General features: G+C 48.4%; 11 protein-coding genes. 3 read left to right on the forward strand and 8 right to left on the reverse strand.

What is annotated here, in order from left to right:
• The first annotated feature begins 19 nt into the window (after positions 1-19).
• From CLV60_RS31005 to CLV60_RS31015, 3 genes are all read left to right on the forward strand, one after another.
• Positions 20-1,033: a terpene synthase family protein gene (locus tag CLV60_RS31005; protein ID WP_106599291.1), complete on the forward strand. Its 1,014-nt coding sequence runs from the start codon at positions 20-22 to the stop codon at positions 1,031-1,033.
• Positions 1,034-1,518: 485 nt separating this feature from the next.
• On the forward strand, positions 1,519-1,812 hold the full coding sequence (locus CLV60_RS31010) for a hypothetical protein (RefSeq protein WP_106599292.1): 294 nt from the start codon (positions 1,519-1,521) through the stop codon (positions 1,810-1,812).
• A 228-nt stretch (positions 1,813-2,040) separates the two neighbouring features.
• Positions 2,041-5,136 (forward strand): T9SS type A sorting domain-containing protein, encoded by a 3,096-nt coding sequence (locus CLV60_RS31015; protein WP_106599293.1) that lies wholly within the window; start codon positions 2,041-2,043, stop codon positions 5,134-5,136.
• A 656-nt stretch (positions 5,137-5,792) separates the two neighbouring features.
• Here CLV60_RS31015 and CLV60_RS31020 read toward each other — a convergent pair.
• The 8 genes from CLV60_RS31020 to CLV60_RS31055 all read right to left on the reverse strand — a co-directional run bounded on the left by CLV60_RS31020 (position 5,793) and on the right by CLV60_RS31055 (position 22,875).
• Positions 5,793-6,041: a hypothetical protein gene (locus tag CLV60_RS31020; protein ID WP_106599294.1), complete on the reverse strand. Its 249-nt coding sequence runs from the start codon at positions 6,039-6,041 to the stop codon at positions 5,793-5,795.
• A gap of 335 nt (positions 6,042-6,376) precedes the next feature.
• The gene (locus tag CLV60_RS34880; protein ID WP_262510583.1) at positions 6,377-6,652 is read right to left on the reverse strand and encodes an SDR family oxidoreductase; all 276 of its coding nucleotides are present in this window, start codon (positions 6,650-6,652) and stop codon (positions 6,377-6,379) included.
• Between the two features lie 92 nt (positions 6,653-6,744).
• The gene (locus tag CLV60_RS34885) at positions 6,745-7,077 is read right to left on the reverse strand and encodes an SDR family oxidoreductase (protein WP_262510584.1); all 333 of its coding nucleotides are present in this window, start codon (positions 7,075-7,077) and stop codon (positions 6,745-6,747) included.
• Positions 7,078-7,726: 649 nt separating this feature from the next.
• Positions 7,727-13,906 carry a T9SS type A sorting domain-containing protein gene (locus tag CLV60_RS31035; RefSeq protein WP_106599296.1) on the reverse strand — a complete coding sequence of 2,060 codons (6,180 nt, stop codon included), beginning with the start codon at positions 13,904-13,906 and terminating at the stop codon, positions 7,727-7,729.
• A gap of 1,047 nt (positions 13,907-14,953) precedes the next feature.
• Positions 14,954-18,949, reverse strand: coding sequence for a hybrid sensor histidine kinase/response regulator transcription factor (locus CLV60_RS31040; protein WP_106599297.1), 3,996 nt, complete (start codon positions 18,947-18,949; stop codon positions 14,954-14,956).
• 655 nt (positions 18,950-19,604) lie between these two features.
• Positions 19,605-20,612 (reverse strand): terpene synthase family protein, encoded by a 1,008-nt coding sequence (locus tag CLV60_RS31045; protein ID WP_106599298.1) that lies wholly within the window; start codon positions 20,610-20,612, stop codon positions 19,605-19,607.
• A gap of 716 nt (positions 20,613-21,328) precedes the next feature.
• Positions 21,329-21,850, reverse strand: a complete 522-nt coding sequence (gene idi, locus CLV60_RS31050; RefSeq protein ID WP_106599299.1) for an isopentenyl-diphosphate Delta-isomerase — start codon at positions 21,848-21,850, stop codon at positions 21,329-21,331.
• A 23-nt stretch (positions 21,851-21,873) separates the two neighbouring features.
• On the reverse strand, positions 21,874-22,875 hold the full coding sequence (locus CLV60_RS31055) for a polyprenyl synthetase family protein (RefSeq protein WP_211302300.1): 1,002 nt from the start codon (positions 22,873-22,875) through the stop codon (positions 21,874-21,876).
• Positions 22,876-22,884 lie beyond the last annotated feature (9 nt).

A 22,884-nucleotide genomic window follows, 5' to 3' on the forward strand; every position in this document is an offset into this window, starting at 1 on the left:
AATTTAAACCTTATCTAGTATGACTACCAATGAAGAAGAATTCTACGGCCAATTTAAAAATATGCCGCGCCCAAGTTATCCCTTCCCCAATCTTATCAGCCCATATGCACAACAAATGCGAGAGATTTATTGGAATTGGATCGATATCGACTATGCATTCCACTCCGAAAATGCCCGGCAGAAGCATAAGAGTCATTTGCTGACCGATATTGCGGCCCGTGGTTTGCCACTGTTGAAAACCTTAGATGAGTTGTTCCCGATCGCTAGTTTTGCGGCAAACGGAGCTATGATGGATGATTATTTCGACCATTGCAGCTATGAGCAGATGTGTGCCGTGAGAGAAAGGATTATGGCATTGTTGACTGGCGAAGATAGTAAGGAGCCTGCTGATCACGGTATATTTCGCCAGTTCTATTTGCTCAGGAGCCGAGCTATCCAGTGTGGGATGCCCCAGCGATTGTTTGATAAGTTCTTAACCAGTGTTGGGAACCTGCTTACCGGTTATCAGGATGAAAAACGGTACATGTCAACTAACACAATCCCGACATGGCCGGTCTATTTAGTACTTCGTGAAGATACCAGTGGAGGTCTGCCGTTTTGTAAATACGTTGCGATGCAAAAAGATTTTCGCAACTTGCCAGATACGGTATTAGAACATACCCATATTTTGAGGTTGCATACATTGGCGGCCCTGATGATTGGCATACATAACGATATCGTTTCACTACCCAAAGAAATGAAAAGAGAGGGTGATGTAATCAATATCGTAAAAGTCTTGCAGAAGGGGCATGGCCTCTCTTGGAAGGATGCTTACGCGATGGCGATGGATTATCATGACAAACTTCTGAAAGAGTTTTTGATTTTACATGAGAATCTACCCAATTTCGGGCAATGGCAGCATCTGGCCTATGATTATGTACACGCCATAGGCATTATGATACAAGGCGTATACGCCTGGCACACTAACGATACTGCCCGCTACGTACCTGGTGGCTATGTCGAACCTGAATATCAGAACGCAAAAATGAAATAGGGGCACACTCCCGCAGACAAGCGCTCATGTCTCATCTTCGCAGAACGGAGCTTCTCTTGATGCTAGCCCCTGGCACTTTGTTGTAATGGCGCCCGGGTTCACCGACCAGTCCCCTACTGGTCCAGAGCTCAACTCCTAGCAATTTATATAATCGGGCCGATAATTACATTCAAACCATGTGCTCGGATCGGCAGGGTGGAGTTTGGCTCGGAGCTTACTATTTGGGCGTCAGCAATTTCTACCAGAATGCTCCACGTTTGCTTTCCTGGCCTTTTTCAGTGAACGGCATTTCCTATGTTCCCTATGCCAATTCATGGGGGTAATAGCAGGGACGGTAAGCTTTGGGTGATCGGGAAGGACCAGAAAACGTCGCTCCTGTTTGATATCATGGATGTGCAGACCAGATCTTTCGACCCTCCTCCGACTATTGTCAATTTTACATTGATGGGAACAGCACGCTCTGGTCGGTGGGAAACACCTTGCTGATGAGCTTTAACCTTGATTCAGGAAGTTATTGCCATTATTCTACCGCGGCCAGAGGAAGGGACAAGGAGTTGGACAATGGCGGGATGCCCGACATTCTGGAGAATTCGTACGGCCGGCTTTGGCTGATAGGCACTTTCAGAGCATTATTATGTGACATACCATACGGGCAGGTTCAGAAACTACAAGTCTGTCAGCTCCGCTCACAGTGTATTGAACACTCGAAGCGAAATATCTGGATGGGCGTTGGTGACGAGGCATTTATTCTCAAAAATGGCCAACATCCCGATTCTTAAAAAGTCTAGCCGCGCTTGCGTAACGCCCCAGCAACTGAAAAGAAGACCTGATTCCTCAGTAAACGGGAAAAGAATATTCAGCCTGCCGCAAAGAAAATCCCCTGTGGTAAATTAATCCCACCAAATTGACAGATTTTTCACCCATCTGTGTGACAAAAAAACCGTTACTTTCCATTATCTCATTTGCGCTCAGGCGCAATACTTCTTATATCACTTAATCTTTTAGGCATGAAATCAAACTTTACGGTACTAACCAGAGGGCTTCTTTGGTTCCTGCTGCTTTCGGTCAATCATTCATTATTTGCCCAATTGGGCTGTTATAGTGCATCCGGTTGTCAGGATTACGGTAATTTCGGTTATGCGTCTACGGTCGCTTCGAATCTCGAATACGACAACTACGTTTCGGGCTGGCACTCGTCGGCGGTGAGGGATATCGACGGTTCTTTCAAAGTATGGGGGGAACTCTCGAAGGCGGATGGTGCAGGTGCCCACCTTATTCCGACGGAAGTAAATGCAACCAACTATCCCGGACTTACGGGTACTCCGTTAAAAATGGGCGTCGGTACGTCAAGCCGCAACAATGTGCAGTACGTGTTGCTTACCAGCGATAACAAACTTTGGGTATGGGGCCGGGCAGGGGCCGTCGTGGATGCAGCTTTGACGACTAATGTCAATAATGTAATTGTGGAAACCGGACAGCCAGCAGTGAATGTCACTCCGTTCCAGCAACTATCCATCGGCCTTCCGGCAGGGATTACCGCCGCAAATGTTAAAATGATGTTTGTTACCTCCGGTTCGATCATGATCACCACCTGCGGTGACGGAAGGGTATACACCCTGTCTCAAAGCGCGTGGGTTCGGGGGGTAAATGGTGGTAATAATTTGTCCTGGAATGTAGTGCAAAAGCAGTCAGGAGGTGATCTCACGGATATCGTCGCTGCAAGGGGCACGCGTGCCGGGGTAGTTGCCTTAGATAATTCCGGTGGCTTGTGGGCTTATGGTGCAGGATCCTGGGATGGCATAGCCGCCACGAGCGCGAACCGGACAAGAGCTGTTCCCTTGACTTTACCGCCTGCCGTCGCCGGGGCGAAAATTAAGATGATTGGCGCGACCATTGCGTCTACCAACACCATCACTTATTACGTACTTTACGAGGATGGCAGCTTGTTCGCCCTGGGGGGGAACGACAGGAAACAGCTCGGAAACTGGGACCCCACCAATGCAAATCAACCTACCGCCTGGACACAACCACGCTATACCTCGGCCTCGGGACCGGTCATGAATGATATCAAATGGATATCACCCCAGGAACATGACGGGCTTTTCAGTTTTATTAATGTGTTGACCAACGGCCAAAAGATATTTAACTGGGGGCAGGAAAGTGGTTATGCCCTTGGAAGAGGCGTGCATGGGAGTGTGAGCGGCTCTACCCCCGTGGATCCGGGAGAGCCGGTCAGCTTTGAAGCAGGTTATGCAAATTCCGGAATCATCTCGCTTGAATCAGGGGGGCACACTACCATGATGCTGCGTGAATGCGAAGACGACTTTGGCTATATAGGTCACCGCATCCATGGCAGTATGGGCGACAATATCGATACCGATGTTACCGACAATACCGTGCACTTCCGCACCAGCGCCGTACAGGTGTGCGGGGCTGTCACGACCGACGCCAGCTTAACGGTGTCTTCATCAGGGCCTTTCCTCTCCGGCAGTTCGGTTACATTCGTAGGAGCGCCATCCGGAGGCACTTACGCCATCGATGCCAGCCTTACTACGGCTGCAGGTGCTACCATCGACCCTGTCACCGGGATAGCCAGCATTCCATCGGCTGGTACATTGCGGGTTAATTATATTATCAACAGTGCTACCTGCGGTGCCGTGGTCGTAAACCAGCTCGTCAATGTGGAACGGATGATAAGCATCCCGGGCAACGTCTGGATAGACGCGAACGGTGATGCGATTGTGGACGGTACGGAAAGCGGAACTGCGAACGGCTTATGGGCCAACCTGATCGACCCGCAGGGCAAGGTGGTAGCATCGGTGGAAGTAGCAGCCGATGGTTCTTATAACATCGAGGTACGCACTGGCTTGCTGACCAGCATCGGAGATTATTCGGTGGTGCTGACGAACGGCAGCCGGAATATCGGCGACACTGTTACCGCTGCGGATACGCCACTGAATGGCTACGAGTACACCGGCACCAACCGGGGCGGAACTACTTCCGTTACACCTTCCAATAATACCGGAACCATTAATCTGGGAAGCCTGAATGCGCTTCCGGCGACTACAACTACTTTGGATCCCGTTAATTTTGGCATCCAGACCCCACCAGTGGCGGATCCAAAGAGTTATACTGTTCCTAATGTCGCATTTAGCGCGACACCTCAGGCGGCGTTTCCAGTGGAAGCGGGTTATCAGTCTATCCCGGCATCATCATCGAGTCTGACCGGCTATCCGACCGGTGGTTCGCTTTCAGGTTCGGATGCAGAAGATTGTGCGGCAGCAGGTACTTGTGCTACCGGAACTTCTACCACATTTACCATTCACTCCATCAACGCGAATACCCTGGTGTACTACGACTTCGGCGGAGTGACCGGCATTCAGCAGATTGACGTATCCGGCGGCCCGGTTACGATCCCCGATTTCAATGTGAACAGCCTGGTGGTCTATGGGCAAGTAGGAAGTGGTACCGCCGGAAACGAATTTGGTTTTACCTACTCGATGACGGACGCAGCGGGCGCAACCAGTTCCCCTGTGGCTTACAGCATTGCAACCGAATCTGCATTGCCTGTGACGCTGATCAGCTTCGAAGCTTCCGCTGAGAAAAACGCCGCGCACCTGGCATGGGCCACCACCAGCGAGGAAAATAGCAGGGGCTTCGAAATCGAGCGCAGCACCAACGCATCTAACTGGACCAAAATAGGTTTTGTAGCATCAAAATCATCTGAAACAGGCAGTACCAGCCGACTTGACTATGACTTTACGGACGCCTCGGTGCACAAAGGAGTAAGCTATTATCGTTTGAAGATGGTCGACAACGACGGAACATTTGCGTACAGCCAAATCCGGTCGCTCCGGTTGGACGGTGGCGATCAGCTCCTTGTTTACCCTAATCCGGTCGTAGACGGCAAACTTACGATCGGTCCTTCGGGGGCGAGTTCATACAGGATAGAAGTTAATAACCTTGCCGGAACCCGCGTCATGCAACTTCGTCTGGAAAACCAGCGCCAGCTCGACGTACGCGGATTAGCCAGAGGAATGTACATTTTACGGATCATCTCAGCCAGTGGAGAAACGCAAACCTGTACTTTCTTCGTGAAGTAAGCGCAGTAGAGAAGTAATGCAAAGCCCGTAAAATAGAAAGGGTGCAAGAACGATTATTGCACCCTTTCTCATGTCTTTGGCTTCACTATCACCAGTGGCACGCTTTTAGGTGAATCCTCTAAAAAGCAGTACACATTCTTGCTCAACCTGGAAGGCAATGAAAAACCGAACTGGGATAAAATCCCGAAAAAGTTATGATGCTGATTTCAGATAGGAACTGGCTTCGATGTTGATGTCCGGAAAAAATATTAGAGCAGAGTTCGGGAACTTCGGAAAAGCGTTCACTGCGCTTTCACTATAGTTGGAAATGTATGACGATAATGATGACAAAGTAGTCGAACACCGCTGCGAAAGCGGGCTGATAGTACAAGCAGTAAGTCTGAGAAGTTTTCGGCTGAAATGAACGCTTGAAAACCGATCGCAAAAAAATTACAGTTAATCGCTAATTCACTGCATTTTCACTTCACCGATGCAGGCAGAGTACTCTCGCCCTCGGACGCCAGCGATAAACAATCCGAAATCACGATGCTTCCTGTCGTTACGACTTTGGTGTCCAGTACAAAATACGGAAGCCAGCTAGTATATAAAAGAGTCATTATGCAGGCATGTCACATTTGTTCGAAAAATGTAAAACTAAGGGTCGCCAGTTGGCCTTTTCAACTTACATGGACACCATGCACAGCATATCGATATTTTTGCCGCCCACAGCGAACAAGCAGACTTCCCCGGTATCCGATTGTTTGCTTATCGATCACTTTCCGTTGCTTGGCAAATAATATAATGCTATAATCAGCAGCAGAAAAATACATTTCAAATCCCTTAGTTTTTTTACAGTCATTGTGATAGTTCAAACGGATCGTTTGTCCTCCGGTGATGTAAACAGCTTTTTTTAGGGGGGCTGCCATGAAGATAAACTGTTTTGTGGATAAAGGAACCTGTTTGAGAGCAAAAAAAACACCCCGCCTCCTCGACGGAATGTGCCTTACAAATAAAAGGTTTGAACCATTATTCATGTGTTGACCAGATCCGATCATCGTAGAAAGAAGGCTGAAATAAATGCAGCAGATGTATGGCATGTAAATTGATTGGGTAGTTGTTACAAATCAATGTGTCTACCGGGGTTGACGCCGATGTCCGCCGCCCCTTGTTTGCAACATAAACAAACAGCGGCAGGCCGGGACGAAACTCGCGTGGCCTGCCAAAAATCAGTATTGATAAAAACTCTGTATCACCCTGGATACTAGCGCGTTGTATAACCTCCGTTTGCGAAGATTGTCTGTCCGGTAATCCACCAGCCTTCCGTAACAAGAAACTCGATCAGCGGGGCAATGTCTTTAATATCGGTAAGTCCGCCCAATGCAGCTGCCGACTTGTGATATGCAACGGCATCGGGACTTTCCTGGCCGCAGAAGAACGAGGTATCCATAGGCCCTGGAGCGACTGCCGTTACGCAAATCCCCCGGCCTCCAAACTGCTTGGAGGCGGCGCGTGTGAAATGCTCAACCGGTGCTTTCATACCTTCATAGGTCGAAAAAGACCCGTGTACGCCGCTAGCAGTTAGGTTACCACAGTACAAATCTTACCGTTGTCGCTGAGCTTCTTGCCTGCTTACTGGATAAAAAAGTAGGCAACCTTCGAAGTGATTTCGCTCATGCTGTCGTACTCTGCTTCGGTTGTCTCAACAAATGGCTTCTTCAAAACTTTCCCCACAGTATTGATGGCAATGTCAACTGCTCCGAAGCGGCCGATTGTTTCGTCAAAAAGTCGGGCAATATTGCCAACATCAGTCAGATCCGCTTGAAACAGGAAGGCCTCCGCTCCGGCGGCCAGTACGTCGGCCAACGTTTTCTCCGCATCCGGCAGGGTTTCCACTGTATTATAACGGATAGCAAGCTTCGTTCCTTTCGCCGCGAAGGTTCTGCTTAAAAGTTTAATGTCCAATAAAACTTTTAACTACCGCATTGCTGCCAGATAAAAATGGGCAACTGCTGCCGAAAGAGTGGATTATTTTCTTGTCAATCTGCGGGGATAACTTTGCGGGCACTAAAAAACTGCATCCGAAAATCTAGATTCTGTTTAGGCTTAACACAACATCGGATTCTCGGCTATTTATCCAATCCCCTCTCGCGTGATTTTCTGCAAATTCTACGATTTCCCATTTGCGTGAATCGGCACTTAATCTCGAAGCTTTCGTTCAACTCTTCTGCGGCTGCCCAAGTCAGATTGACTACTGCCATTTCCTTGGCCGTAGAGAAGTGAGCATTACAGACGCCGTTGCAGAGGTTGTCGATACCTACAACAATGAACAGGACGACAAATATTGCGGAAGCCAGTTCAAACGGGTAACCATCCGTCATTCTGAAATCTCAAAATACAATCGACTTTATTGCTGAAGTGGCCGCACTAATTGCCGTCTCAGTATATCGCGCCCTTCTTTTACTACTTGCAGGATCTATTTTTCGCTCTTCCTACAGGTCGTTTTATCCCAATAATAAAAAGATTGACATTCCTGATTGCTATATATTCATAAAAAACAGGATCCGGAATTCCGGATCCTGTTTTTGCTTTCACCTTATATGTATACGCCCTGTTATTTTACAACAAAAGTTTTGCTGTGCGCTTGGCCGTTTTCATACATTACACGCAATACGTACACGCCGGAGGGCAGGCTCCGGATGTCGATGATGTTACTTGACTGATTCGCATTCAACACCTGGACTCCGGATACATTGAAGATCGACAGCTTGTATTCGCCGGCTTGCGGCAGGCTGAGCGTTAACCTTCCATCCACTGCTGGGTTAGGATATACAGACAATGTGCCTTTGGCACCGTCGAATTGTAATGCAGCCGCCGAGCTGTACATGAATTTGCCATCGAAATCAATTTGTTTCAGGCGGTAGTAGTTGGTACCTGCCAATGGCGATGCGTCTTTGAAATCGTACGACAACGCGCCTTTGCTGTTACCGCCTTCGGTCTGGTTCGCAACAAAGCCGATCGCCTTCCAGTCGCGTGCATTTGAGCTGCGCTGGATCTCGAAGCCTTTGTTATTCACTTCTTCGGTAGTGGCCCAGGCAAGGTTGGCGGTGCCGCCTTCTTTCGCTGCCTTGAAGTAAGTAAGCGTTACAGGCAGAGCTGATTCGGCGGTGGTCGATACGTACACGAATGATGAGAAAGAAGTAATGTTGTGGAATTCCACGTAGTTTACGCCGTCTTCCACGCCGCTTGCGTCAGGCGTGAGCTGTACCGCTTTGGATGCATCGAGTACCCCTGAACCATACACATTCGCGATCACATCTTCGGCAGTTCCTTCATACTTGAACCAACCATTCACCTGGGCGCCCGGAAGCTGCGTAGCTGCCATTTCGGTGGCGCTGTAATAGACACGCACCTTTGCACTTGTGACTGCGGTGGATGAGCCGTTGGTCACCATGGTAATGCGCGGCATAAGACTGGTCGTTCTGGCAGCGTCGGAGTAGGTTACGCCTTCCGGAGTGATTTTCACCGTGAGGTTGTTCAGTACGTCGGCAGCCAGGCCTGAGGTAGCGAGCAGCTTCAGCGAATTGTCGGCACTGTTGCGGAAGTAGGTCCACGCGCCGGTACCGCAGTTGTCGCTGTACTCGGTGGTTTCCTCGACCACTGCCGGCAGGTAAACGGCACCGGTCGTAATAGGCGTCACCTTACCGAAGGTGAAGTAGCTTGCCCCATTCGGGAAGCTGTGGGTAGCTTCGTAATCGGTACCATTCACTGTCAGCGGAACAGCCGTAACGTTAGCCGAGAATGCCGCATCGGACGCGAACAGGATCACATACCCTGCGCAGGCGTCGTTGGTCAGCGTGGTTGTACCTACGGAAGCCTGCGGGAAACGGATAAGTGTTTCACCTGCTACGTTGGTATTCTGCACTTTCCAGATACGGTTCATGCGGCGGGCATTGTTGATGCTGCCCTCGTACTCGAATGCCGTGTACGTGCTAGCCGTGTTGGTCATGGCCTGGGTATTGCCATTGTCGCCCCAGATGAGGAACTGGCCGTCAGCCAACTGGTTGGTATTTGCACCGTTCGTTGCAGCAATACCACCCAAACCGATCGTTACCTGATTGTTCGTATTGGTGTGCTGGTTCCGGCTCTGCTTCTGGTGCAATGCCGAACGGAAGTCGTTACCGATACCTGCCACGTTGTTGTGGTAAGCCGCGTTGGCGGTAGCATCCCATACAACAGCGTCCGTGGACGTAGTATAGTTTGTACCCGCAGCCAACGTTACGCCGTATTTGAGGGCAAGGTAGCTATCTACTTTATTGCGGTCTGTCGCCGATACAGCCCCTGCGCCATAGATGATCAGCTCGCCGATGTTACCAACAAAACCGCCATCATCACCTGATGTAACATCGCCGGCGTTAGAACCGAACATATGTCCGCCGGTTACCTCGCCGATTGCACCATGTACGTAAGGCGTACCTGCTGCACCGCCGTTGAGGCCCTTGGCTACCGAGACGTCCTTAAACGTATGGTACATAATGCTCGGGCTGTTTGTCGAGAAATTCGGGTTTCCACCGCCTATGTTACCATTGACGAGCAATGATCCCGTATTATTTCTTCTCGCAATGGCGCTATTGGCATACAGACCTGGTTGATCCCAGTTCGTGCCGTTGAACGTGGTGTTGTTCATACCAACGTTGAAGAACCGGCCACCGCTCAGTCCGTCTTTTGTTGCGGTAAAAATATCGAAGTCAAGCGAGCTGAGCGTTCTTTCAGTGATATTACCCAATTTCTGGTCCGTAGCCGTAAAATTAATGCCGGGGTTAAAGTTGAAGTATTCAGCTGCCCCTGCTTTGAACTTAGGCATGTTGGCATCTCCCAATTGGGTAGAGATCACACCGCCGTTAAAGTCGGCCCATTCAGATGCATCCGTACCGTCACCGAGCGACTCCACATTGTAGTCAGCTCTGTACCAATGCGTGAGCTTGTTGGTAACCCCTCCCGGGCCTTGTACAAAGGCTGCGAAAGTAAAATAGCTACCGTTTGCAAGTGTTACGTCGGCATAAACATATTCTTTGCCGCCAATGGTTACAGTAGACGACATCTCCGTAACTGCATCCGACAAATCGATCACGTCATCGCTACTCTGAACCAGTTTCAGGTTAGCATACCCTTTCGCCCAGGCTACGCGAACGGTTCCTACCGATGCCGTATTCTGTACTTTCCAGATCGCCGAGAAACGGTTATAAGGTAAACCAGCTATGGTACCGAATGAAACCCCAGGTGCTTTTGCCAGGCCATTATCTCCCCAAACCAGGAACTGCTGGTCGTTGAGCATGGCCGCATTGCTTGCATTATCGTCGGCCAGGCCGGTGGTGCTGACCAATACCTCCTTCGACGTATTGATACTCCACGATTGCTTCTGGTTCAATGAACCCTGGTCATCTCTGGCAATACCTGCAATGTTATTGTTATAACCGGTATTGGCAGTTTGATCCCAGAATGTGGTAGTACCATTGGCAGCGATGTAATTGTGTGGTAATGTAATACCATATTTGATCGCTACGTAGCTGCGCACGCGTTGCTTCTCAGGCTCGGTCAGATCGCGCTCGTAGGCGATCGCCTCCCCTATCAAACCATTTCTCACTTCTCCTTGAGATCCCAACACACTACCATTATTGTGTAGCGAGTTTCCTGCGGTGAAATTGGTATTAACCGTGTTGGTTGTACCATTCTGGCCATACTTGATACCCCCCGATCCGATTGTAAAAGATGCGTCGTTCAGGTACAGTTTGTTGGATTGTACGGTCGTACCTGGGTTGGAATATGGGTACAAAATCGGGTTGGCACCCAAAGTCGTATACACCGGGTTGTTGGCCTGTGTAAGACCTGCCCCCGTGGTCGTGCCTCCGAAACCGATGATGTCTGCATAACCACTCACCGAACGGTTGACAAATGCAGTAAACAAAGTACTGGCGGTACCATTGGCTGTATATGGCTTACCCGCAGGCAATACCATAAAGCGCGCGTCTGCACCGGTTGTTCCAAAATCCACAGTAGGGTTGAAGTTGTACAGTTTGCTGGCTACAAACGGCTGGCGGTCGTTGTTGGTTTGGGTGTAGTTGTTGGCATTACCCGACAAATCAGCCCATTCCCCCGGCGCAAACCCTGCGTCCGAGCGCAACCATACGCGCAGGTTCAATGCAACTCCGCCCGGTCCGTTCAATTGTGTGGCGAATGTGAAATACTGTCCGTCGGCCAGGGTGACGTCCGCGTAGTTGTAGCTTACGCCGTTCAATGAAACCGTGTTCGAGGTCATTAATGTAGACGATCCCACGGAAGCAAAAGTGGGATCACCTCCCTGAACCAAGGTCAGGTTGGTCAACCCTGCCGGCCAGGCTACCCTTACCGTTCCGACACCCGAAGTGTTCTGTACTTTCCATACCGAAGCAAACCGGAAGTTGACCCCGGAAACACCGCTGATCGCTACCGCAGGCACTTTTCCAAGACCGTTATCGCCCCAAACGAACGACTGACCGGTAGCCAGCGCATTGTTATTTGATGCATTGCTGGCGGCCAAGCCCGTTGTGCCGATCACAACCTGGCTACCTGTATTGATACTTTGCGACTGCTTTTGAACCAATGCGCTCCCTTCATCGCTGGCAATACCCGCAATATTTTTATTGTAGCCTGCATTGGTCGTTTGATTCCAAATGGTGGTGGTTCCATCACTGGCAATGTAATTGTGTGGCAGAGTAATACCATATTTAATAGCAGTGTAAGTTCTGACACGCTGCTTTTCCGGTTCTGTCAAATCCCTTTCATAGGCAATCACCTCGCCTATCAGCCCGTTTCTAACTTCCGGTTGAGAGCCCAGCACACTTCCGTCGGCATGCTTGGCGTATCCGGCTGCGAACGTCTGCGTATTGGAACCCGTCGTACCATTCTGACCATATTTAATGCCGGCGGTTCCTACCGTATAGGACACGTCATTCAAATACAATCTGTTAGCCACCACAGCGGATAGAGCCGGAGATGCATCCCCATACGGATAGACCAACGCATTAACTCCCAATCGGGTGAACACCGGCAAATTAGCATTGATCAGGTTCGCGGTTGTAGTAGTCGCGCCAAATCCAAGTATATCCGCATATCCTCCCACCCCGCGGTCGAGATTAATCGTAAAAACCGAGCTATTGGTGCCATTGGCCGAGTAAGGCTTACCCGCCGGAACAACCATAAAGCGAGCATCTGCCCCTGTTGTTCCGAAGTCAATGATCGGGTTGAAGTTATAGGATGCTGTTGCTGTAAATGGCTGGCGACCCGAGTTTGTTTGGGTATAGCTGTTAGAGTTTCCCGATTGGTCCTGCCATTCACCCGGCGTAAAACCCTTGTCGGATTTAAGCCAAACCCTCAGATCCGTGAAAACGCCACCTGGTGCAGCAACCTTGGCTGCAAATGTGAAGTACTGGCCATTCCCCAATGTCACGTCGGCGTAATTGTACACGACCCCGTTGATAGTAACCTCATTGGCTGCCATACTCGTCACCACGTCTGACGCATCGATCGAGACATCCGCACTTTGGATCAGGCTGAGATTCAAAAAGCCCTTCTCCCACGCCACGCGTACGGTACCCACGTTACCCGAGTTCTGAACCTTCCAGATAGCCGCGAACCGGTGGCTGATGCCGCCGATACCCGCGATGGCTACGTTCGGCGACTTTGCCAGGCCGTTATCTCCCCAGATCAGGAATTGTCCGTTGTTGAGGCCCGCGGCATTGCCTGCATTGCTGCCTGCCAGCGCCCCCGTTCCGATCAACACCTGCCGGCCCGGATTGGTACTCCACGACTGCTTCTGGTGCAATGCGCCATTGTCGTCGCGGCCGATACCGGCGATATTGTTTTGCAAGCCGGCGTTCGTCGTAGCGCTCCACACCACGTTACCCGCCGAATTTTTATAATCGCGGGCTCCATTCGTATAAGTAGTTCCATATTTAATGGCCAGGTAGGTTTCCAGGCGGTCCATCTGATCGGCGGTCAGTTTGTCTTCGAACACCATCACCTCGTTCAACTGGCCACTGAAAGCACCACAGTTGTTATCGGCACCAATGCGGAAATCCCGCGCACCGGTGCTCAGATTGGCATTATAAAGCTGGCTGCCGTTGTAATCGGTACGCGTACCGTTAAGCGACACCGTCGCGGCGGCGTATGATGCATTCGTGCCAGCGCCGTTCTGCCAACCCGAACCAGCTGTGAAGAACATGCCAGTCCGCACCCCAGAGTTGCCGATTCCCTGGTAACCAGGTCCACCGGTATAGAACAGGAGGTTCCTCTCGCTACCAAAAAAATGTAGGCCCGGATAATCCATCGATGCGTGAAACCCCGCGAAGCCACTTTGTTTCAGTGTGTTCACATAACCGGCAGCATAAATACTCCCATTGGCCCTGTCGATCACATTTACACCTGCACCTGCAGTGAATTGCAGAAAGTCGTTACTGCCGTCGAACGTGACGGTAGGGTTAAAATTCGCCAACGCGGAGCTATTGGAAAAAACCGGCCGTGCGCTCGCCGTGGCCTGGATCAGGTTGCTACCTGTCCCGCGCGCTTCATTCCATTGCTGGACTGTGGCGTTGTCGGATGCGGCAGTAGAGCCAGCATCTGAGAATACGGAGCCGGGCGCATCGGCCCGGTACCAGACCGCCGGGGCAACACCTCCGGGTGTCTGCGCACGCGCACCAAAGCAGGCAAGCATCGCTGATGCAAGCGCGATGGCGGCAACTTGTACATTTCGTTTCATAAAACAGTTTTCAATTGTCCATAAATGGTTTACTCTTCTCTTATTCTCCCTTTATTTATTCATAATCAGCATTTTAAAAATCAATAAATTAATTTCAGCTTTGCTACACACATCTACCGCCAGCCTTTCAATTCAATAGCTTTTTGCCTGGAAAAGTCGTACGTAGCCGGAATGAGGTAATTTATCCGGCATGAGTGCTTTTGTTATAACCCCACTTATGAAACCTCGGCACACAGATCTAACCTGTAGCCCATGGAATTGTAGAATGTAAATGATATAGTGTGGTATAGCGTAATAAAAACTTCTGGATTGTATACCCGAAATAACAAATCTTACTGTGGAGGTAGACCTAAAATTTCTTCGGCAAATTTCTCAACTTAATTCGATTGACGTGGGAGAGAATCTGGGCTAATTTGTATTACTTTTTTGTCGTAATATCTGTATTGCAACTTTATCCATTCCTTACGATAGCTTTTAGCCTAACAATTCAACAAAAAACATAAATGGAATTTGGATGTGTAGATAAAATATCAACTACGGGTAGAAGACTAATAAGTGCCATAATTTATAGCTTTGTGATAACAAGGTGTCGGCTGAGAAGTTTCGCAAAAACGCCGTCGTAGCTAACATGGAAGTCGATGGCACGCCCCCTTTCGGCTTTTCATCTGAAAAGCTAGGTCGACTTAAATTGATCCTGCCTACAAACGAACGGCCCATACATACGTAGCCGCTGTCCGATATCTCACACTCGGAAGCCACGGTCATGTTCAGACATCCGTTACGGCATTTTTTCATACGTAAACCGGAGATCAGACCATCTGATATGGACGTTGTCTCCACTCACTTACTATCACAACCATCGAAAAAAGTAAGGGGCCTGAGAAAAAAGTGGATCATCAATTTAACGATTTTCAAGAATAGTCCGACGGCCCAGACTTACCCTAAGGGCTGAAATAATTGTAGATGCGTAGAATACTATCAAATACCACTCTCGTACCAAAGACGATATTTTACGACCTCCATACCCTGCCTACAATACCATCCTGATCAATTTGGCTGCGACTTTAGCTGACTCGGGTTCCTTCCATAAATTTTCTTGAACTCCTTGCTAAAGTACTTTGCGTCGTCGTAACCCACCTGTAAGGCTATTTCATTTACATTGAACTTGCCTGATTCGACCAAATGAAGCGCCTTCTGCATCCTGATATTTTTTACAAAATCGTTGATTGTAGTTCCGGTCAATGCCCGAAGCTTCCGATACAATACTGAAACACTCATTCCAACCAAATGGGAGATCTTCTGAACATCAAAGTCAGGCTCGGCAATATTTTGTGTAACAATATCGCGAAGTTTGAACATGAATTCAGTATCCGGATCCCCGGCATCATTGCTATTATCCAGAAGCATCGATGTCATGTAACGCCGCCTTAATTCCTCTCTAACGCGAATTGCATTGCTGATTTTCAAAGCCAGTACGGCAGGATCGAAAGGCTTCAGGAGATAATTGTCAGCTCCTGCTTTCAGCCCCTCAACAACCTGTGAAAGAGCAGTTCTAGCAGTTAGCAAAATAACAGGAATATGGGATGTTCTGACATCGGATTTGATCCGGCTGCAAACCTGCACCCCGTTTAATTCTGGCATCATTACGTCGCACAGGATAAGGTCGGGCAAATGATGAAAAGCCAGTTCCAGTCCCTGAGCCCCGTCGGCGGCTTCCAAAACACGATAATCTTCTTCAAGAAGATCCCTTTCGAAAGACCTTAGCTCGTCATTGTCTTCAATCAGTAAAATTGTTTGGCGCTTGTGCGATGATAATCCAGGATTGCCCACCGCCTCTTTTTCATGTTGCAGCGCAAGGGCGGTGGTTATTGAAGCTTGTTGGCTGACCAGCTGCTCGCGGGCATAATGCTCTCGACCGGTTCGGATCCCGATCAGGAATGAAGTTTCGCCGTCGTTGCCACTAGTATGAACACGGCTCGTAACGGAGAGATTGCCCTTATGCAGGTCAACAATTTCCTTCGCGAGTGCCAAGCCGATACCATATCCGTTCTGGACACCGTTGTTCGGAGGAACCTGGAAAAAGTTCTTGAATAGATGTTCCAGATCATTTTTAGCGATGCCCGGGCCACTATTGGTAACGGTAATGCTTACTTCATCTGACAGAGGAATGATCTCCACGGTTACATTCCCGCCCTCCGGGGTGAACTTATAGGCATTGCTTAACAAATTGTAAAATACCTTTCGCATCTGGGTCAGGTCGAACCATAGCAATATCGCCTGATCGGGGAATATTGTACGGGTTTCGATCGCCTTTTGACTGGCCAAATGTTCGAACGAAGCCAGAACGCTCTTGATGACTTTGACAAGGTCATACTCATGAACCTGAATCATGACACTCCCATTCTGGATTTTGCGAAAATCGAGCAACTCATCTACCAATTCCATAAGTGTTCTCGAGTTATCGCGGGCATAATTCAGGTGATTTTTGGCGCTATGGTCGTCAGACAGGATACCAAACGCTTTTTCCAATGGGCCGACGATCAATGAAAGGTGGGTACGGATCTCGTGGGAGATATTGGTAAAAAAAGTAAGCTTGGCTTCGTGGAGCTCATTTTCTTTCCTGAGGGCAGATCGTAGCCACAGGAGGCGGGTCAAAAGGTAAACCGAGCCTATGGCCAGGACTAGGTAAGCGGCATAAGCATACCACGACTGCCACCAGGGAGGTAGTATGCGTATGTGTAACTGTCTGGTTGTTCTCATCCAATATCCATCTCCGTTCGCGGCGCGCACGCTAAACACATAGTCGCCCGCTGGAAGGTTCATATAAGTTGCCGAAGGAGTGCCGGAATACTTCCACGAGTCATCGAAACCTTCCATCCGATACGCGTAGCGGTTACGTTCTGATCTGGAGAAGCTCAGCAGAGCGAAGTTGATCGAGAAAATGTTTTGATCATGCTGTAATGTTACCCTTGCAGTTTGGTCTAGATTTTGCGTCAGCAACCGGGAATCATCTCCAACTTTTATTTCCCGATCAGACAATTTCAATCCGGTGAATACAATGCGGGAGGGGCGACTTTGAGCTTTAGTCTGGCTCGGCAGGAACTGAAAAACGCCCTTGTTTGCCAGAAAATATAGCCTGCCAGTAAGATCCTGCACACTCGAAGCCGGTCGCGTAATTCCGCTGAATGGAAGGCCATCCCGCTCACCATAGGTTTGCACGGTTCCTTTGTCGGGATGGTAGCGGGTAAGGTCCGTTTCGGTGGCCAGCCAGATGTGATTGCTAGAGTCAATCTGGATATCTTCGAATTTTAAGCCTTGTATCTTCGGATCGATCCTGAACTTGCCGGATTGAGAATCAAAACGCTGTAACCCCTGGCGGGTAGCAGCCCATATCCGGCCTTTCCGGTCTTCCGCCATTCGCCATATCGAGGCGAAGTTACCAGCACTTGTGCCTTTGTCGGTAAATAGCTCTTCAAAAGCGGCGTGACCATGTCGGAGCAAGAACACTTCGTCGCTGCCGCCAATCCAGATATTCTGCCGGGAGTCTTCTAAAATGCTCATAGCATAGGTGACCGACTTCCATTTAATGAAATCGCCTGTCTGTTTATTAAATTGGATCGCTCCGAATTCGCCTATCAGCCAAAACCTGCCTTGGCTATCTTCGTGAATATCGAATACCTGGCCAGGCACAAGGTCTTTTTGGCCTTTTAAAGCCATGGGGTAATCGCGAGAGACCCGGGTTGTAAAATTGTAGCTGGTTAGTACCGAATTGCCTAGAGCCCAAAGGGTATTGTCGTCGTCTAGATAAAAACGGTAGTAGCGAACGGACGAAGGCAAGGGTAGATCAACCGAACGCTTTAACACGCCGGACGAATCAAACAGCTGTATCTTTTTCTGATCTTTTTCAATCAGCCAAAGCGTGCCGCTATTATTGATGCCGACGAAGGAATCAGCATAACGGATCTCCATAACACCTTTTGCCGTCGAAGGCCATGGCTCGAAGCGGGGCGCATGCGGATAAAGATTTGTGATCCCAAATGAGTAAGTACCCAGCCAAAGCCCTCCTTGCTGATCCAGGCAAAGACTTTGAACCAGGTCATCTGGAAGACTATGTAAATTACCAGGTTGATTTCTGTACCATGTGGTTTTTCCGGTTTCTGGATCGAACAATGCCAAACCGGAATAGGTCGCAATCCACATCTTACCATTGCCATCAGAGATAATTTTATATACGATGGGCTTCTCCCCGTTCGGCGCCACAAAATCCAAGATTGGCTGGAATGTCTCAGTTGCGATTTCGAATTTCACAATACCACCCGAACCAGGGCCTAGCCAGATTACATTTTTACCATCCAGAAACTGGACTGCGAATTGATTGAGTGACGTCGACTTGTCATTGCCACCGATCCGAAAGACTCTTGGCCGACCTGCTTTCCGTGGAACGTGGACCAAACCATCAAAGCTTCCTGCCCAAAAATCGCCGTTGCTTGTCTGGCTCGCCGATCCGATAATCTGAGTGCTTCCCTCAAAGGTACGGTAGAGGATATGCGTAACCTTCGTCCCGCTGCTAGAGACGACCAGACTATTCATCCCCAAAACGGTTCCAACGAGTATCCGATGATCCCGATCTTCGGATATGAAATAAATGTGATTATTACCTTCCGGATTGTCGTTGGGCAAATTGTGGTCGATATGCGTAAAATTATCGGTATCCCGGTTGTAGCGGTCCAGCCCACGACTTCCACCAACCCACAAATTGCCCTTTGAGTCGCAAAAAAGCGCTTTCAGCAGGTCCGAGGAAATGGATTTGGGGTCAGTCGAACTATGCTTATACTGTTTTAGGCTATGAGAATCATACCTGAACAATCCATCAAATGTAGCAAACCAGATGAACCCCTGTCGGTCCTGCACCATGGCCCTAATATTGGAAATGGATACGCCTTCAGGAAGCCTCAGGTTTCGGAAAGTCTGGCCAAATACCGGCCGGATCATCAGATTGGCCCAAACAGAAAGGATAAATACGACTCGATAAGGAAACGTCATTAGCACTGAAATGGGTATTTTTACTCACGAGAGGCGCCCGAAAACGCCTGCCGTCAATCTAAAACGATAAACTATGTAGACAATCGTTCAAAGGAACTCCGCATACCAATAACGTGGGAAGGACAGCACAAAACAGAAGATAAATACATCTTACCCCACATCGCAGGCTATTTGGTTGAAAAAAAGTTCTACACCTGATAATGGTAAAAATACAAACCCGTCTACCAAATTCTACATTCAACCCCAATTAGACAAAATATTCTACCATTTTAGAGTATTTCGTCTACCTCCAAGTAATATCCGCTAGCTGCAAAATAGAAGAGATCCGCAGATGCAGGACCCGGTAGCGCTGCAAACAAAATATCCATCGAATGGAAAATACAGTGCCGCTTATCACCTCATTCCGTTGCAGGTTGATCACAAGTCTCGATTTTCGCAACTTAGTGTTAAATGGAGTGGCAGCGTGGTCAAATTATGCCAAGATAAGCTCGTTAAACTAAATTAAAACCAAGTCGTCAGTTTCGCCGTAGTTTCCACATGATCTTTTGTACGACAATATGCTTAATGATATGTTCCGCAGAACAGTGGCCAGATTCAATCTCACCAAATTCATAAAGATTCCATCGCCAAAAAGGCGCACCTACTTCTTCATTTATCACTCATCCTTTAATTTTAAAGATCTTTCTTCAGGCCACGCAAACCCGGATCCATCCGGCAAATAACGTGTAGTGTCATTTAAATAAAAACTATTTACACCTTGTATTTGCAACCCTAACCCCAGTATAAATCTCTCAACTCGCTCTTTATATTCTCCGAAAGCTGGAAGAACACTTGCTAAGTCAGTAAATTCGGCAAGGTCTGCGTCATGGATTTTCATAGCTTCTGTTAGCGCTTCTTTCAAAGAGAGATTATATTCATGTTGTAAAACAACAATCAGGTTAGTAACTTCTGTTTCCAGCGTAAGTTCTTTGCTAAGACCCTGAATATCATTCTGCCATCCAATAATCCTTGATGTTAAAGTTCTTAGTCTTTGTATTACCGGATGTTTGTCGAGTAAATCAGGAAAAACGAAATGTGTCTCGATATCTATCATGTATAGGTATGGATACATGAGAATTGAATATTCACGATTTATCAGGTAATAAATCAGTGACATTGCTGTTTTATTTTGCTTATAAGGAGCTTCGTCTACGACCCCATATCTTGTTACTCGATGGAACGCATCGATAAATCTTGCTACCCATGTAGTTGGCATAAAAGCGCGAAATTCCTCGCCAATCTTATACGCCTGTCGCAAGAGCCCATTTTCAAAAGATTCTGGTTGGCTTCCATTGAAAACTTCGACTAGCCTATGCCGCATTACATCTATTTCTTCGGCAGTCTTGTATTCCAATTGATCATCAAAGACAGACTGAAAAAGGATGAATCTATGGCATGGTGTAATACGTTCCAGGCTTGCGTAAGGAAGCATGCGTGCTATGCAACAATGTAGACGCATCTTTTTATACTTCTTTTGTTGCTTTTCTGTCAAATAGGTATAGTCTTCATCTATCCAGTGAATCTGATCTATCCCCATTTTTTCTATATGTGGATTAATAAGATCTGGCCATGGATAATAACCTTGTGGTAAATAGTCTTTCGGGTTGAATTCTTGTATTCTCATATCATTTTTTTTTTAAATTCATGTTTTGGTTTCATTGTTGCCTACTTAAAAATGAACTATTCTGGCAATAAACCCTAGCGACCATAAACTTTAACCTGTGTTACACACGCATTCTGCTATTTCACTTTAGCCTTTCATAAGCCTGCGCGAACAGACCGATTTCATAAGGCCAGGAATACAGTAAAAGAGCTACATCGCTCTATTTCACGATTTGCCCTTTTTAGCATTAGCCTTAACTACGCTGTCACTTAAACGAAAATCCCTGGCTCCCCGACTTTTCTTTTATACGGTATTAAAGCAGCAAATGTTCTTGCAGTCATCCGTCATTTTCACAAATATGGCCCCTGCTTTCGGCCGATTTGGGCTCAAATAGTATATCGGTACCCCAGGTTGTTTTAATTCTATTTTTTTACGAACTTATATGCATTAAATCAGCACCTGCAACTATGTGTGGTTGTTTGGCCCCTCCATCCGGCGTGCCGGTAATCGCCATGACCTCCTGTTTGGAAAATCATAGCACTTGACAGATAAATATGCGGTCCATCTATGATTCCGCGATCAATAGTTCTTATAAGCTGAAGGATAAGCCAAATCGTGAACCGTAGTAAATCCATTAAGCAATGTCACGCCTGCTTCCTTTCCAGCCAGCATATTGAAATAACTAGGCTCGGCCACCATAAACATATTCAGAGGAAACACCTTGTCGAGGGCCCCGGCTAACCAGGCGTCTCACTAAATAGTATTTGTGGCACGATGAGCCGAAACCACGGCGTATATTGGTGGGGATATCTCCCGATTTGGTTCTCAAGTTCTTTGACGGGCACGTGCTCGAAGTCTTCGACTTCCTCCTTGTTGATCGCGATCTGTCCTTCGTACCATCCAAAAAAAACGTGGAGATATTCATTTTCAATCATGCCATCGCCCACAGATGTTTCGTACCGGCACTCCATTTTCTTTTCCAACAGGCAATCAAAGCCCATTTCTTGCAACAGCCGGCGGTGAGCGGCTTGCTCGATACGCTCGTCGGGCAACGGGTGTCCACAACACGTATTGGTCCAAAGGCCTGCCGCATGGTATTTGGCCGCCGCACGTTTTTGCAAAAGCAGCTCATTCCGACTATTGAAAATATAGATTGAAAACGCGCGGTGCAGCAGCCCCTCCCTATGAGCGCGCAGTTTCTCGACAACCCCCAAAGCCTGGTCCTGTTCGTCGACCAGGACTACCTGTATATCCTTCATGACGCGGTGTCGGCTAAGTCGAGTCAATATTCCCTGGCCAGCAGCCAATCGGCGAGCTCGGTCAGAGGCCGTTTCGCTGAGGCCGGCAAAAGCATCTTGTCCAGGTGAGAAAAGGCAAGTTGATGAAAATACCTCTTCTGGTTTCTGGCCCATTCGCCCACACGGCATTCTTCATAAAGCCTGGTCATTTCCATGACCTTATCCTGGTGGTCAGTGGCCATCAACGTTTCCAGCTGCCTGCGCTGGCGGGCGGAAGCAAGCTCGAAAGCTTTCAGTAGCAAAAATGTCTTTTTATTGGATTTGATATCGCCACCGCATTGCTTTCCGAATTTCTCGTCGCTGCCGAAGACATCTAAATAGTCATCCTGAATTTGAAACGCGACGCCGACATATTTGCCAAATTCATACAAATGGTGTTGATCGGCTTCGCTCGCACCGGCTAGAATAGCCCCTATCTGCAAAGAGGCTGCCAAAAGGATTGAAGTTTTAAGTATGACCATTTCCAGATAATCTTCATACCGTACTTTCCAGATCGGCATTGCTTCAAAATCCATATCTATCTGCTGCCCTTCGCAAATTCCGCTGGCAGTGCTGCTGAAGAGCTCGATGATCTGGTCTTTACAACAATGACTGATACTTCCAAGGTTTCCATAGGCGTGAATGAGCAGCAAGTCCCCTGCCAGAATGGCCGTCGGCTCGCCGTAGCGGGCATGTATGGTCGGCATTCCGCGGCGTATGGGCGCCCTGTCCATGATATCGTCATGCACCAGGGAAAAAGTATGGAAAAGTTCGATGGCGCTTCCGGCACGGAACGCATCATCTTTCAACTCTGTAAACAGCTCATTGGCCATCAGGCAAAGTACAGGCCTGACCCTTTTGCCCCCGATCGAACAAATGTATTCTATCGAACCATAAAGGGTTTCGGGCTGGGCAGGTAGCTGGAGTGTTTTGAAATGCTCCTCAAAAAGGGTCAGCATTTCCCCGAATGGTCGCTGGACGCGCTGCGCTGTCATTGTGGCTTGCATATAGGCATG

Source organism: Dyadobacter jiangsuensis, from assembly GCF_003014695.1.
GTDB classification, from domain to species: Bacteria; Bacteroidota; Bacteroidia; order Cytophagales; family Spirosomataceae; genus Dyadobacter; species Dyadobacter jiangsuensis.

What these genes read in the sequence shown, in the direction of transcription:
- CLV60_RS31015 (WP_106599293.1), top strand. Translation starts at nt 2,041, where the DNA reads ATGAAATCAAACTTTACGGTACTAACCAGAGGGCTTCTTTGGTTCCTG.
- CLV60_RS31005 (WP_106599291.1), top strand. Translation starts at nt 20, where the DNA reads ATGACTACCAATGAAGAAGAATTCTACGGCCAATTTAAAAATATGCCG.
- CLV60_RS31020 (WP_106599294.1), bottom strand. Translation starts at nt 6,041, where the DNA reads ATGGCAGCCCCCCTAAAAAAAGCTGTTTACATCACCGGAGGACAAACG.
- CLV60_RS31045 (WP_106599298.1), bottom strand. Translation starts at nt 20,612, where the DNA reads ATGAGAATACAAGAATTCAACCCGAAAGACTATTTACCACAAGGTTAT.
- CLV60_RS34880 (WP_262510583.1), bottom strand. Translation starts at nt 6,652, where the DNA reads ATGAAAGCACCGGTTGAGCATTTCACACGCGCCGCCTCCAAGCAGTTT.
- CLV60_RS31035 (WP_106599296.1), bottom strand. Translation starts at nt 13,906, where the DNA reads ATGAAACGAAATGTACAAGTTGCCGCCATCGCGCTTGCATCAGCGATG.
- CLV60_RS31055 (WP_211302300.1), bottom strand. Translation starts at nt 22,875, where the DNA reads ATGCAAGCCACAATGACAGCGCAGCGCGTCCAGCGACCATTCGGGGAA.
- idi (WP_106599299.1), bottom strand. Translation starts at nt 21,850, where the DNA reads ATGAAGGATATACAGGTAGTCCTGGTCGACGAACAGGACCAGGCTTTG.
- CLV60_RS31040 (WP_106599297.1), bottom strand. Translation starts at nt 18,949, where the DNA reads ATGACGTTTCCTTATCGAGTCGTATTTATCCTTTCTGTTTGGGCCAAT.
- CLV60_RS31010 (WP_106599292.1), top strand. Translation starts at nt 1,519, where the DNA reads ATGAGCTTTAACCTTGATTCAGGAAGTTATTGCCATTATTCTACCGCG.